The 12887-nt window shown below is 70.6% G+C and carries 13 protein-coding genes, 1 other RNA gene and 2 pseudogenes; 7 read left to right on the top strand and 9 right to left on the bottom strand.

Annotation, left to right across the window (positions count from 1 at the left end; genetic code table 11):
* Nucleotides 1-430 precede the first annotated feature (430 nt).
* Entirely contained in the window at nt 431-1012 is a 582-nt protein-coding gene (locus PHN62_RS10380; RefSeq protein WP_300150038.1) for a DUF882 domain-containing protein, read from the bottom strand.
* Between the two features lie 195 nt (nt 1013-1207).
* Between PHN62_RS10380 and PHN62_RS10375 the strand changes: the two genes are divergently transcribed.
* The 5 genes from PHN62_RS10375 (at nt 1208) to PHN62_RS10355 (ending at nt 6033) form a co-directional block, all read left to right on the top strand.
* Complete coding sequence (locus tag PHN62_RS10375) at nt 1208-3064, top strand: L,D-transpeptidase family protein (RefSeq protein WP_300150035.1); 1857 nt, start codon at nt 1208-1210, stop codon at nt 3062-3064.
* 95 nt (nt 3065-3159) lie between these two features.
* Nucleotides 3160-4254, top strand: a complete 1095-nt coding sequence (gene lpxD, locus PHN62_RS10370) for a UDP-3-O-(3-hydroxymyristoyl)glucosamine N-acyltransferase (protein WP_300150032.1) — start codon at nt 3160-3162, stop codon at nt 4252-4254.
* Nucleotides 4255-4286: 32 nt separating this feature from the next.
* Entirely contained in the window at nt 4287-4562 is a 276-nt protein-coding gene (locus tag PHN62_RS10365; protein ID WP_300150030.1) for an acyl carrier protein, read from the top strand.
* A 3-nt stretch (nt 4563-4565) separates the two neighbouring features.
* Nucleotides 4566-5783, top strand: coding sequence for a beta-ketoacyl synthase (locus PHN62_RS10360; RefSeq protein WP_300150027.1), 1218 nt, complete (start codon nt 4566-4568; stop codon nt 5781-5783).
* A 1-nt stretch (nt 5784) separates the two neighbouring features.
* Complete coding sequence (locus tag PHN62_RS10355; RefSeq protein WP_300150024.1) at nt 5785-6033, top strand: sulfurtransferase TusA family protein; 249 nt, start codon at nt 5785-5787, stop codon at nt 6031-6033.
* Between the two features lie 40 nt (nt 6034-6073).
* On the opposite strand, the pseudogene PHN62_RS10350 reads toward PHN62_RS10355, so the two are convergent.
* From PHN62_RS10350 to PHN62_RS10330, 5 genes and pseudogenes are all read right to left on the bottom strand, one after another.
* Nucleotides 6074-6214: pseudogene (locus tag PHN62_RS10350) on the bottom strand (cytochrome c biogenesis protein CcdA); the annotation flags it as partial.
* A 99-nt stretch (nt 6215-6313) separates the two neighbouring features.
* A pseudogene (locus PHN62_RS10345) lies at nt 6314-6853 on the bottom strand (cytochrome c biogenesis CcdA family protein); the annotation flags it as partial.
* A gap of 27 nt (nt 6854-6880) precedes the next feature.
* The gene (locus tag PHN62_RS10340; RefSeq protein ID WP_300150021.1) at nt 6881-7222 is read right to left on the bottom strand and encodes a thiosulfate oxidation carrier complex protein SoxZ; all 342 of its coding nucleotides are present in this window, start codon (nt 7220-7222) and stop codon (nt 6881-6883) included.
* Between the two features lie 13 nt (nt 7223-7235).
* On the bottom strand, nt 7236-7718 hold the full coding sequence (locus PHN62_RS10335) for a thiosulfate oxidation carrier protein SoxY (protein WP_300150018.1): 483 nt from the start codon (nt 7716-7718) through the stop codon (nt 7236-7238).
* Nucleotides 7719-7860: 142 nt separating this feature from the next.
* Nucleotides 7861-8916 carry a ChaN family lipoprotein gene (locus PHN62_RS10330; protein ID WP_300150016.1) on the bottom strand — a complete coding sequence of 352 codons (1056 nt, stop codon included), beginning with the start codon at nt 8914-8916 and terminating at the stop codon, nt 7861-7863.
* A 224-nt stretch (nt 8917-9140) separates the two neighbouring features.
* Here PHN62_RS10330 and PHN62_RS10325 point away from each other — a divergent pair, with 224 nt between their 5' ends.
* The gene (locus tag PHN62_RS10325) at nt 9141-9317 is read left to right on the top strand and encodes a hypothetical protein (protein WP_300150014.1); all 177 of its coding nucleotides are present in this window, start codon (nt 9141-9143) and stop codon (nt 9315-9317) included.
* A gap of 43 nt (nt 9318-9360) precedes the next feature.
* Here PHN62_RS10325 and PHN62_RS10320 read toward each other — a convergent pair whose 3' ends face one another.
* From PHN62_RS10320 to ffs, 3 genes are all read right to left on the bottom strand, one after another.
* The gene (locus PHN62_RS10320) at nt 9361-9696 is read right to left on the bottom strand and encodes a YbaB/EbfC family nucleoid-associated protein (protein ID WP_300150012.1); all 336 of its coding nucleotides are present in this window, start codon (nt 9694-9696) and stop codon (nt 9361-9363) included.
* Complete coding sequence (locus PHN62_RS10315; protein ID WP_300150009.1) at nt 9696-11495, bottom strand: DNA polymerase III subunit gamma/tau; 1800 nt, start codon at nt 11493-11495, stop codon at nt 9696-9698. The genes PHN62_RS10320 and PHN62_RS10315 overlap by 1 nt, the downstream gene beginning before the upstream one ends.
* Nucleotides 11496-11523: 28 nt before the next feature.
* Nucleotides 11524-11619: signal recognition particle sRNA small type (ffs, locus tag PHN62_RS10310), an RNA gene on the bottom strand.
* 116 nt (nt 11620-11735) lie between these two features.
* Here ffs and PHN62_RS10305 point away from each other — a divergent pair.
* Entirely contained in the window at nt 11736-12479 is a 744-nt protein-coding gene (locus PHN62_RS10305; RefSeq protein WP_300150008.1) for a hypothetical protein, read from the top strand.
* Nucleotides 12480-12887: the final 408 nt, after the last annotated feature.

Raw genomic sequence — 12887 nt, 5'->3', positions numbered from 1 at the left:
CGCCCCTTCCCAAGCCGTAAAAGGACGGGCTCGGAACGATTCGGCCAGGGATTCGCGGCGGCGGACCGGGCGCCTCCCTCCGTCCGGCGGACTCCCGGCGGAACTCCAGCAAGATCCGTGCGAGAGGGCCCGAAGGCGCGGAATCCGGCCTGACCGGGGCCTCGGGCGCAGGCCGCAGGACGGGCTTCGCCGCATTTCATCCCGAAATGGCCCTTCCGGCGCCGCAATCCGCTCATGCGCCCGCCGTTATTTCCGTCTTGATACAGAGGGCCTGCGCGTCTCCAGAGACGCGCGGCCGCGCGGCCTCCCGATCCCGCCCCAGCCCAACCCGGGGGGTCGCGCGCAAGGCGCGGGCTCCGCATGGAGGGCCGCGCGGAACGCGGCCGTCGGTCCGGAGCATGGAGGCCTTTCCGGAGAAGCTTCCCCGGCCTCAGCCGCGCCAGCTGCGCAGCGGGCCGCTGTCCACATGCACGAAGCGCGAATTGGCGTAGGCCCCGACGCCCCCCGCCTTCTGGCTGTCCGCCGCGCGGCGGATCTGCTCGACGCTGCGGCCTTTCAGCCTCAGGTCCATGGCCATGCCCCGCAGATGATAGGAGCGCGAGGCCACCGCCGAATCCCGCTCGCGGAGCATGGCGTTGGTGGCGGGCGTGCGATAGGCCGAGATGACGCTGAAAGGCTCGTCCGTATCCAGATCACGTTGCATTTGAGATACGATGTCCAGGGTTCGGCGGTCGATGGCGATGATCTCGTTGTTTCTCCAGTCCCGAAGCAGATAATTGAGGCGCGTCAGGGATTCGCGCACATAGGCGCCGTTCGCGAAATAAACGCCCGAGAAGCTTTCGCCCGTATGGGCGTTGCTCAGGCGCAGTCGGCGCACGGCGGGTTTCCGGGCCGGAAGCGGCGAGAAGAGAGGCCCCGCGACGGCGGGCGCGGCGACGGCGGAGAAGGCGCAGGCGCTCAGGGCCTGAAGGACTCGACGACGCGAGGGCGTCATCTGATCGGTGTCGGCCATAATTCATCCTTGGAAGCGTAGAGACCGGGGTTTCGAACTTTCTTGTGATCGCGCACGGCAGGAAGCTCGCCGTATAGTCTAGCCGCCACAGTGTATAAAGAACCCTAAGATGGCTTTAAAGCCGCCTTTACCATCGCCCCCCAAGGTGGCGAAACGACGCGCCGAGAGGCGCAAGGACCAGAGGGAGCCTTCTCCATGCGCGTTGCGGCCATCTCCATCCTGGCGGCTCTGGCCGCGGCCTCCCCGCCCGCCTCCTTGTCGGCCTTCGCCGAAACGGGCGAGGGCCGCAGCCTCGCCGCGGCGGCCCGCACCCAGGTCGCGACCGCCGCGACCGCGGCCGTCGCCGCCCGGCCCGCCGCTCCCGCGCCGACGATCGAGCCCCTGAGCGGCCCCGAAAAGCCTCTGGCCTCCTCGCCCAAGCCGCCGCCCAAGCCCGCCCCCATCGCCCAGAACGTCCTCGACCGCCGCGCCGCCCAGAGCTTCGCCGCCAGACGCGGCCAGCCCATCTGGACTCCGGCCCGCGCGCTGCTCCTCGCCGAGACCCTGGAGCGCGCCGCCGAACACGCCCTGCCCGCCCGCAAATACGGCGGCGCCGCCCTGCGCGGACGCCTCGAAGGCTCGACGGCGCTCAGCCCCGCCGACGCCTCGGCGCTGGATCTGGATCTCGCGACTGCCTTCCTCTCCTACGCCCGCGACGTCTCGGTCGGGCTGGTGGAGCCCCGTTCGGTGGACGCCGACATCCATCTGGACGTGACCCGCCCCGCTCCCGCCGATCTGCTGGAGGCCGCCGCCGCCGCGCCCGATCTGGGCGCCTATCTGGAGGATCTCGCGCCCCGCGCGCCGGAATACGCGCGGCTCAAGGGCGTGCTGAGCGATTATCTGCGCCTCTCCTCTCAAGGGGGCTGGGGCGGGCCTCTGCCCGAATTCGGGATCCTGCGCCCCGGCGACGCCTCGCCCGCCGTGACGCTGCTGCGGCGGCGTCTGGCGGCTCTGGGGGATCTGCCGCCGGAGGTCGAGGCGATGAGCGTCGGCCCGCAGTTCGGCGCGCCGCTCCCCGTCTCCGCGCTCGTCCAGGCCTCCCTTTACGACCAGCGGCTGATGCAGGGCGTGGCCGCCTTCCAGAACCGCCACGGGCTCCAGCCCGACGGCGTGGCCGGACCGCGCACCCTGCGCGCGCTGAACGCGCCCATCGAGCGGCGCATCGCGCAGATCATGCTGAACATGGAGCGTCTGCGCTGGCGCAACGGCCGGACCGCCGAGCCGCGCCGCGTCGACGTGAACCTCGCGGGCTTCGAGATGACCCTCTACGAGGCCGGACAGCCCGTCCTCTGGAGCCGCGTGGCCGTCGGCCAGACCGAAGACGGCAGCATGACGCCCGAATTCGACGACCGGATCGACCACATGGTCTTCCATCCGAGCTGGAACGTGCCCATGAGCATCGCCCGCAACGAGATGCTGCCCAAGGCCCAGAGCAATCCGAAATATTTCGTCGAGAGCAACATGGAGCTCACCCGCGGCGGAGAGGTGGTCGATTCCACGAAGGTGGACTGGTCGAAGATCACCCCGCGCAACTTCCCCTTCCTGGTGCGCCAGAAGCCCGGCCCGGACAACGCGCTCGGGCGGGTGAAGTTCATGTTCCCCAACCAGTTCAACATCTATCTGCACGACACCCCTTCGCGGCATCTCTTCGGCGCCGAGGCCCGCGCCTTCAGCCACGGCTGCGTGCGCGTCGAGCGCCCGCTGGAGCTGGCTCAGGCGCTGCTCGCGCCCCAGGCCGAGGATCCCCAGGCCGAGGTCGCGCGGCAGCTCGCCAACAACGTCGAGCATCTGGTGCGTCTGCGCCGTCCGGTTCAGGTGCGCCTGACCTATCACACGGCCTGGGTCGATTCCCAGGGGCGGCTCCAGTTCCGCGAAGACGTCTACAATCGCGACGAGAAGCTTGCGGCGGCTCTCCAGAACGCGGCCATAGACGCGCCCCTTCCCGTCTCGGCGCCGGTCGCGCCCGCTTCGGCGCCTCTCGCGCCCGCCGCGGCTCTCCGTCCGACGCTTTGACAAGACGGGAGCCGCCGCGCTAAGCGGAGAGCAAGGCGCAGGCGCGCGGCTTCCGCGCCTGCGCACTCTCCCCCCGGACTCAAGGAAGGGTCAGCATGGACGTCTCCCTCGCCGAGCTTGCGGCCGCCCTTGACGCGCGCCTCGAAGGAGACGGCGCCTTGCGCGTGAACCGCGCCGCCCATCCCTCCGACGCGGCCGCGCCGACCGATCTCGCCCTCGCCATGGCCGAGGATCTGGAGAAGCTCGTCAGGCCGCCCGCCCGCGCCGCCGTGCTGCGCGAGGGCGCCGACTGGAAGGCCCTCGGGCTGGAGGGCGCGATTCTCGTGCGTCGCCCCAAATCGGCCATGGCCCCGATCACCGCCCGATTCGCTCCGGAGATCCACGCCCCGCAGGGCGTCCATCCGACGGCCTTCGTCGATCCCTCGGCCGAGATCGGCGAGGGCTCCGGCGTCGGGCCCTTCGTCTGGATCGGGCCCGGCGCGAAGATCGGCCCGAGGGCGCGGATCCTCTCGCACGCCAGCGTCGCGGAAGGCGCCCTGATCGGCCCCGACGCCCTGATCGGCGCAGGCGTCCGGATCTGCGCGCGGGCGCGCATCGGCGCGCGGGCGATCATCCATCCCAACGCGGTCCTCGGCGCCGACGGCTTCTCCTTCGCCACGCCCGAACGCGGATCCGTCGAGAGCGCCAGATCCACCGGCGCCGTGGCCGAAGAGGCGAAGAACACCCGTCTGATGCGGGTCTTCTCGCTGGGCGGGCTGCGGATCGGCGACGACGTCGAGATCGGCGCGGGCGCGGCCATCGACCGCGGCACCCTCCGGGACACCGAGATCGGCGACGGAACGAAAATCGACAACCTCGTGCAGATCGGGCACAATGTGCGCATGGGGCGGAACTGCCTCATCTGCGCGCATGTCGGAATCGCAGGCAGCACGGAGATCGGCGACCGGGTGGTGCTGGCGGGCAAGGTCGGGGTGGCCGACCACGTCAGGATCGGCTCCGACGCGGTGGTCACGGCGGCCTCGGGCGTCAGCGGCGATGTGGCGCCGGGCGCCGTCATGATGGGGTTTCCGGCCCTGCCCCATGCTGAGGCCATCCGGGTCTTCATGGCGCAGCGGCGGCTGCCGCGCTTCATGGAGAAGATGCGGGGCCAGATCGCCGCGCTGACCGAACCGAAGCGCGACGCGTCCTGAAACGCGTCGTTCGAGCAGATGAAGGGGACCCTATGACCGAGACCGCCGACTCCGTCTTCGCGGAAGTCCGCCGCATCATCGCCCAGCAGGCCATGATGGACCCCGGACAGATCACGCCCGACTCCACGCCCGACGGGCTCGGCCTCGATTCGCTGGCGCTGGTCGAGATCGTCTTCGCCATCGAGGAGTCCTTCGACATCTCGGTGCCCTACAACGCCAATGATCCGAACGCCTCGGATTTCGACATCTCCACCGTGGGCGCGGCCGCGCAGGCGGTGCGCCGGCTCCTCGCCGAAAAGGAGTCCTGACGCGTGCGCCGCGTCGTGGTGACCGGATCCGGCGTCGTCTCCAGCCTCGGCGTCGGGCGGGAAAGGTTTCTGCAGGGGCTGCGCGAAGGGCGCTCGGGAATCGGGCCGATCCAGATGATTCCCACCGAAGGGCTCTCGACGAATTTCGCCGCCGAGGCCCGGGACTTCATCGGCGAGGAGCATTTCTCCCGCTCGGACATCTCGCTCTTCGACCGCGTGACCCAGATGGCCCTCGTGGCCGCCGCCGAGGCCATGGCGCAAAGCGGCCTCGAACTCAGCGACGAACGCAAGCTGCGCGCCGCCACGGTGATCGGCACCAGCATGGGCGGACAGCACACCCAGGACGACAATTACCGGCTCGTCTACGGCGAGGGGAAGACGCGCGTCCATCCCTTCATCGTGCCGCGCCTGATGGCCAACGCCCCCGCCAGCCAGATCAGCATCAAATATGGTCTGAAGGGCCCGGCCTGGTCGGTCTCGACGGCCTGCGCCTCCTCGAATCACGCCATCGGACAGGCCTTCCATCTGATCCGCTCGGGGGGCGCCGACATGGCCGCCACGGGCGGCGCCGAATCGGGGCTGACCTATGGCGTGCTCAAGGCCTGGGAGGGCCTGAGGGTCATGGCCCGCGACGCCTGCCGCCCCTTCTCGCGCAACCGCAGCGGCATGGTCCAGGGCGAGGGCGCGGCGGTGCTGATCCTCGAGGAGCTGGAATCGGCGAAGGCCCGCGGCGCCGAGATCCTCGCGGAGATCCTCGGCTTCGGCATGACCTCCGACGCCAGCGACATCGTGCAGCCCTCGCTGGACGGCGCCGCGCGGGCCATCCGCGCCGCTCTGGAGGACGCGCGGCTCTCGCCCGAGGCCATCCGGCACGTCAACGCCCACGGCACCGCCACCCAGGCCAACGACCGCACCGAATGCGCGGCGCTGCGGGCGGCGCTCGGCCCGGCGGCGGAGGCGCTCAGCGTCACCTCGACGAAATCCATGCATGGCCATTGCATCGGCGGCGCGGGGGCTCTGGAGGCGGTGGCGACCATCATGGCCCTTCGCGAGGGAATCATCGCGCCCACGATCAACTATGAGGAGCCAGATCCGGAATGCGACCTCGACATCGTGACCAATTGCGCGCGTGAAGCGAAAATCTCGGCGGCCCTATCCAATTCCTTTGCTTTTGGCGGGTTGAATGCGGTCCTGGCCCTACGCCGCTGGGAAGGCTCATGACGTGACCGAAGAACCCGACATGGAATCCGAAATGGACGCCAGGGGGCTGAAATGCCCCCTGCCGGTGCTGAAGGCGCACAAGCGGCTTCAGGGGATGCGTCCGGGGAGTCGTCTGCGTCTGATCGCGGACGACCCCGCCGCCATCGTCGACGCGCCCCATTATTGCGCCGAACAGGGCCACAAGCTGATCGACACCCGCCGGAATTTCGAGGGCGCCCTGATCTTCGTCATCGAACGCGGCGGGGACTGACCCTCCCTCAGGCCGCCTTCACCGCCTTCATCTCTCCGTCGCCCTTCATCTCGTCGAGGCTCATCCCCGCGACATAGGCCAGATAGGGCGGCGCCAGAGGCAACACGCAAGGCGACAGGAAGCTCAGCAGCCCGCCGAAGAAGGCCGCCGGATAGCCCACGTCGATTCCGCCGCTGCGCAGCCCCTCGGCGCCGGGCGCGAAGGTCTCGATCTGGGCGAGGAAGGGCATGTTCTCCAGCATCCAGAGCGAAAGCTGGGTGAATCCGCCGGTCAGGAACAACAGCCCCACGACCACCAGAATCCCGCCCATGACCTTCTCGATCACCCCGAGGCTTCTGCGGAACCGCTTCACGAAGCCCAGAAAGGGCGTGATGAACAAGGCCGCCAGCAGGAAGGGAATCCCGAGCCCCGCCGAATAGGCCGCCAGCAGCCCCACCCCGCGCCCGAGGCTTTCGGCCTGAGCCGCCTGAAACAGCACCGCCGCCAGCACCGGCCCGACGCAGGGCGTCCAGCCGAAGGCGAAGGCCAGACCCATGGCGTAGGCGCCCAGGCGCGTGCCCCCTCCGCCCACGCCCTGCACCCGCGCCTCGCGATAGAGGAAGGGAATCCGCAGGATCCCGAGGAAATGCAGCCCGAAGACGAGAATCACCGCCCCGCCCGCCATGGCGAGCAGGTCCTTGTAGCGCGCCAGAGCCTGGCCCAGCGCCGAGGCCGTCGCCCCGAGCGCGATGAAGACCGTCGCCAGCCCCGCCACGAAGAACAGGGCCGTCACGAAGGCGCGGCGACGAGGATTGACCCCGGAATCGGAAAGGGCGGTCATGAGGCAGGGCTCCGCAGGGGAAAGGGGTCAGGCGATCTCGATGCGCGTCGAGGCGGTCCAGCGGCGTTCGTCGCCGTCCTCGATCCACTCCGCTTCGAGGAGCGTCGGGCCCTCTATGGTCAGGTCGAATTCGAGATAGAGCGGCGAGGCGTTCATGGGCGAGAGCTCCGCCGCGAAGACCTCCTCGCCCCCGACCGTGAAGCGGGCGCTGTAGATGATCCGGCGCGGGATGTCCTTCCCCTCCAGATCCTTGCGCCGCCCCGATTCCATCGGATGCATCAGCAGGCTGCGGATGGTGACGCGCTCGCCGGGGGCGGCGGTCTTCGGAGCCCGCAGACGCGGCCTGATCTCGTATTCCTCGTCGCTCATGGACGCTTCCTCCTCAGCCCGCGCAGCCGCCGATGGCGACCTTGACCGCGAAATCCGCCGCCAGCAGGCTCCCGTCGGAGAGCTCCGCCACGGCGAGGACCGTCTGCGACTCCGCCAGACGCGCCCGCACCGAGATCCGCAGGGGCGCGCCCGTCGCGGGGCCGAAACGGTAGAGCGCGATCTCCGGCGTGAAGTTCGCTTCGGCGTAAAGCCCCAGCCGCTTCACGAAGACCCCCTCGGGCAGGTCCGACATGGAGAGGTCCACGGGCGCATTGGCGCCGTTCTCCACCACATCGGGCAGACTCAGGCTCAGACGCGGATCGAAGGCCGCCTCCGACCAGCCCCGCGCCGCCAGAGCCTGCGCCGTGGCGGGGCCGATCGCCGAGGCCTCCCGCGCGAGGGCCCCGACCGGGCCCAGGCCCGCGCCGAGCATCGCCGCGCCGCCCAGGGCCAGAGCCTCCCGACGCGTCAGGACGGATTTCGCAGAATCGGACATGGCCTTCCTTCACTCATCCTCGGGGCCCCGACCGGAGCCCCGCGCGGCGCAGCATAGCCGCAAACCCCGGACAGGACAGGGGCTCTCGCGCGCTTGTGAGCCGGGCCGCGCCTTCCGGGAGCGCCTCTTCCGGAGGGGGCGCTCAGGGCGCGCCGGTCTCTCCGGCTTCGGGCTCTTCGGGGGCTCCGGCCTCCGCGCGGGCGCGAGCCTCGGCGGCGGCGCGCAGACCCGCGCAAGGGTCGGGACGCTCGGGATCGGCCTCGGTGATGACGATGAAGTCGTAAGGCGCAAGATCGTAATCGGCGAGCGTCTGCGCTTCGGGCCGATGGCCGAAGAGCCCCACCGCCGCCACCCTGGCCTCCGGATGGGCGCGCCGCATCAGGGCAGGAGCCGCCCAATCCGAACGCACATGGGCTGCGCCCGCGATCAGCACGCCGCGTCCTTCCTCTCCGGCGCCGCGCGCCCAGGCCTCGGCGAAGCTGGCGTCCCAGAGCCGCTGGACCGCCATCATCCCTCCCACCCGAGCGGCGGGCAGATGGCCGCAATGCGATTCGTTCAAGATCCCGAGCAAGGCCGCCTCGGCCTCCGGCGCGAGAGGCGCCTCCAGCCCGTAGCGCGCCACGAGGTCGCCGGGCGCGGCCGAAAGCCCCTCGGCGGAGACCCGGCGCAGGACGTCGCGCGGCAGACCGCCGCCGGTCACGCCCGCCCAGGGCGCGGCCTCCAGGATCTGGGCGTAGAAATCCCAGTCGCCCCAACCGCGGTTCTCCCAGTCCAGCGCCTCCGCGAGGCGCGCGCGCGAGACGCCGAAGGCCCGCAGGTCGTTCAGCGCCTCCTCGCTCTCTTCGGGGAACATCTCGAAGGCCAGAACTTCGGGCTTGAGGGAGGCGGTCAGAGCCGCCTGGATCCGGTGATGATCGGGATTGTCATGAGTCTCGCCGATGGCCACGAAGCGCGTCTCGGCCAGACGCGCCGCCAGATCCGGCAGGCCGCCGATCCAGCGGCCTTCGCCCGTATAGACGCGTCCCGGTTCGGGAGGCTCTCCGACGCGCTGCGCCTCGGCCCCCGAGGCCCAGACCAGAAGCCCCAGAGCCGCGCCGCTCCGGATTCCCCGCCAGATTCCCCACCTGATCGCCCTGCCCCCGTTGATGCGTCTCCTTGCGGGCGTCTTCTCCTGCGCCCGCCCCGTCCTCGCCTGCATGACCCGCTCTCTTTCGCACGCCGATCCCCTGCTTGGCACCATAACCGCCTTGAGCGCGCAGGCGAAAGGGGATGCGGCGAATCGCCTGCCGCGCAGGCTCCGGAAAGGCGCGTCCGGAGCGCATCGGGGCGGGTTTTTTCCGGGCGAGCCCGCAGGCGGGACTTGCGCGGCGGCCCGACTCGCGACATTCCGACGCAAGGTCCTTTCGCTGAAGGAGAACCCCCATGCATCACAAGAGAGGCCGCGCCCGCAACCAGAGGGCGGGCTGCAAGCTCTGCAAGACCTGGAAGGTCAACGGCTTCCGCACCGGCCGTCGCGAAGGCGAGAAATTCGCCGATCATCGCCGCCGGACCGCCGCCCGCCGCGAGGTCAGGGGCGCGGCCGAGTTTTCGGACGCCTGAAATCCGGAAGACGGGCGGCGCGCCGCCCGCTTCTCCCGAGGGCTCAGCCCCCGAAGATGCCCGGCGGCAGGCCCTGAGTGACCTTGGCCATCTCCTCCTGCATCTTCACGGCGGCCTTTTCGCGGGCGTCGGCCACGGCGGCGACGATCAGATCGCCGACCATCTCGGCGTCGGCGGGATCGAGCAGGCTCGGGTCGATGGTCAGCTTGCGCAGGTCGCCCTTGGCGCTCATCACCGCATGGACCAGCCCGGCCCCCGAACGGCCCTCGACCTCGACGCGGTCGAGATCCTCCTGCATCTGGGCCATCTTCTCCTGCATCTCCTTGGCCTGCTTCATCATCTTGCCGATGTCGCCAAGGCCCTTCATCGCTCCGAACATCACTCTTCTCCCCATGGGGCTTCATCATCGAAAGCGGCGCCGTAAGCCTCCGGATCCTCCGGCGCCTCTCCGTCGCCGAGGGGCGGCGGATCGGCGGGGGCGGGCGTCGCGGCGGGAGGCGCCGATTTCAGCAATTCGGCGCCCGGAAAGGCGGCCAGCAGAGCCGCCACCGCAGGATCCGCCCGCAGCCGCTCCGACAGCGCCTCGACGGCGGCGGCGCGGGATTCGGCGAAGCTCGCGGGCGCGGCGGCGGCGGTCGGCGCGGCTTCGTCGGGCTCGATCAGCCAGGGACGGCCCGTCCAGGCGGCCAGCTTCTGCGACAGGCGCAAGGCGGCCTCGCCGCCATAGGATCCGGAGGGCGCGAAGAGGATGCGTCCGGGCTCGAAGCGCGTGGGCCGAAGGCCACCCTCCACCTCCAGCGCGAGGACCAGCTCCTTCTTCGCCCGCAAGAGCGCCGAGAGCCCCTGAAGATCCTGCGGCGCGGGATCATGCTGCGGCGCGACGGCCTCCAGGGGCGCGGCCTCGCCCAGAGGCTGGGGCGCCAGGGCCAGAGCCGCCCGCGCGCCCCCTCCCCCGCCGCCCGGAGGCGCCGAAGGACCGGCAGGAGAAGCGGCGGGGCCTTCGGCCTCCAGACGCTTGAGGATCTCCTCGGGGCTGGGCAGATCCGCGACCCAGCAGATCCGGATGACGGCCATCTCGGCGGCCATCAGCGCGGAAGGCGCCTGGTCGGCCTCCTCCAGCGCCTTCAGCAGCATCTGCCAGAGCCGCGTGAGCGTGCGCATGGCGAGCCCCTCGGCCATGGCGCGACTGCGGGCCTGAGCCTCGGAGGAAAGCGCCGGGTCCGCATGCTCCGGCGAGACCTTCAGCACCGAAAGCCCGTGGACGGCCTCGGCCAGTTCGCGGAGGATCCCCGCCGGATCGGCGCCCGCGGCGTATTGGTCGCGCAGCTCCGCCAGAGCCTCGGCGGGGGCGCCCTTCAGGATATGGTCGAGCAGATCATGGATCCGCGCCCGATCCGCCAGCCCCAGCATGCGCCGGATCTCGGCGGCGGCGGCGGTTTCTCCCGCCGCCGTGGCGATGGCCTGATCCAGAATCGACAGCCCGTCGCGCACCGAGCCTTCCGAAGCCCGCGCGATCAGCGCCAGAGCCTCGGGCTCCAGCTTCGCGCCCTCGCGCCCGGCCAGCTCGCCCAGATAGGCCGTCATGCGCTCGACGGAGACGCGCCTCAGGTCGAACCTCTGGCAGCGCGAGAGGATCGTGGCGGGCATCTTGCGGATTTCGGTGGTGGCGAAGAGGAACTTCACATGCGGCGGCGGCTCTTCGAGGGTCTTCAGCAAGGCGTTGAAGGCCGAAGTCGAGAGCATGTGCGCCTCGTCCACGACATAGACCTTGAAGCGCGCCGAAGCGGGCCGGTAGCGCGTGTTCTCGATGACCTCGCGCATGGAGTCGACGCCGGTGTTCGAGGCGGCGTCCATCTCGATGACGTCGACATGGCGGCCTTCCGCGATGGCGCGGCAGGGCTCGCAGAGTCCGCAGGGGGAGATGGTGGGTCCGCCGGTCCCGTCCGGCCCGACGCAGTTCAGCCCGCGCGCGATGATCCGCGCCGTGGTGGTCTTGCCCACGCCGCGCACGCCGGTCAGCACATAGGCCTGAGCGATGCGTCCGGTCGCGAAGGCGTTGGCCAGCACGCGGACCATGGCTTCCTGACCGATCAGGGCGTCGAAGGTCTGGGGACGATGCTTGCGGGCGAGCACAAGATAGCCCGCGCTCTCCGCTCCGTCCGCGGCGCCGCCGGACATGCAGCCTCCTGAACCTGAGGAACGGATCTCGGGAGAGGCCGCACGACCCGAAAGCGATCTCGTTACGGCTGCTTCCTTCCGGACCTGACCGGGTTGGCGAGGCTTCCGCCCGCACGACCTCCCGACGCCTCTATATCGGCCTCACGCGGCTTTGCGCAAGGGGAGAAGGCGCGCCTCTCGCTCCGGAGCGCCGGGAGGCGTAGACTCGCGGCCTTCCGGCCCACTCCTTCAGGAGGCTCCATGCGCGCCCTCTTCCTCTCCGCCCTGCTCCTGCTCCCGACGGCGCCCGCCCTCGCGCAGAACGCCGCCCATCCCGCCGCCCCCGGCGCCGACCGCTACGAAGCCTGCGTGACTCGGGCGGCTTCCGATCCTGCGGGGGCTCTGGCCGAGGCCCAGGGCTGGCGCGGCGCGGGCGGAGGGGCTCCGGCGCGCCATTGCGAGGCCATGGCTCTGGCGGGGCTGGGCCGCGCGCTGGAGGCGGCGGCGGCTCTGGAGGCTCTGGGCCTGGAGACGCCGCTTGCGGCTCAGCGCGGCGAGATCTTCCTTCAGGCGGCGGATCTGCGGCTCGCGGGCGGCGACGCCTCGGGCGCGCAGACCGACTACGGCCACGCCCTGAGCGCGGCGCCCGGTTCGGGAATCTCCGCGGCGGCCTACGAGGGTCGGGCGCGGGCGCGGGCGGCTCTGAACGACGCGGCGGGCGCGGCGGCGGATCTGGCCGAGGCGATCCGGCTTGCGCCGCAGGAGTCCGACCTGCGCAGCCTCCACGCGGCGGCCCTGCGCCGGACGGGCGACGCGGCGGGGGCTCTGGCCAGCGCGGAGGCGGCGGTGCGGCTTTCGCCTTCGTCGAGTCTGGCGCTTTACGAGCGCGGCGCGGCGCGGCGGGCTCTGGGCGACGCGGCGGGGGCTCAGGCCGACTGGCGCGAGGCTCTGGCGCGCGATCCCTCCGGAGCGGGCGCGGATCTGGCGCGGGCGGCCCTGCGCTGAAGGACCGATTCGGGTCCTCCGGATCCGGAGGATTCCGGGACCGGCGAAAGGGCCGACGCCTCGCGCCGGAAGGCGGAAGATTTTCACCTTTGCGGTCCATCTCGGGGGAGGATCCTGACCATAAGGATATATTGTATCTATTTAGGACGATCCACCTTGCCCAATGTAAAATATTCACGATAAGATGTGCCATATCGAAACCGGCGACAGAGCTTCACAGCGGGTGAGCGCCGTCTCCAACTCCAGAAGGATTCGATCATGGGCTTGAACATCGGCGGCCTCGGCGGCGGTCTGGGCGGAATCTTCGGCAAGGGCGGCTCGAAAGGCGGCTCCAAGGGCGGCTCGCATGGCGGCAGCTGGGGCAACTGGGGCGGCAACCAGGGCGGCGGACGCCCCGGCGGCAATCAC

The organism is Neomegalonema sp. (assembly GCF_028688855.1).
Classification (GTDB): Bacteria; Pseudomonadota; Alphaproteobacteria; order Rhodobacterales; family Rhodobacteraceae; genus Neomegalonema.
Note: the sequence above shows the minus strand (reverse complement) of the source record. Positions and strands in the feature narration are given on the sequence as shown.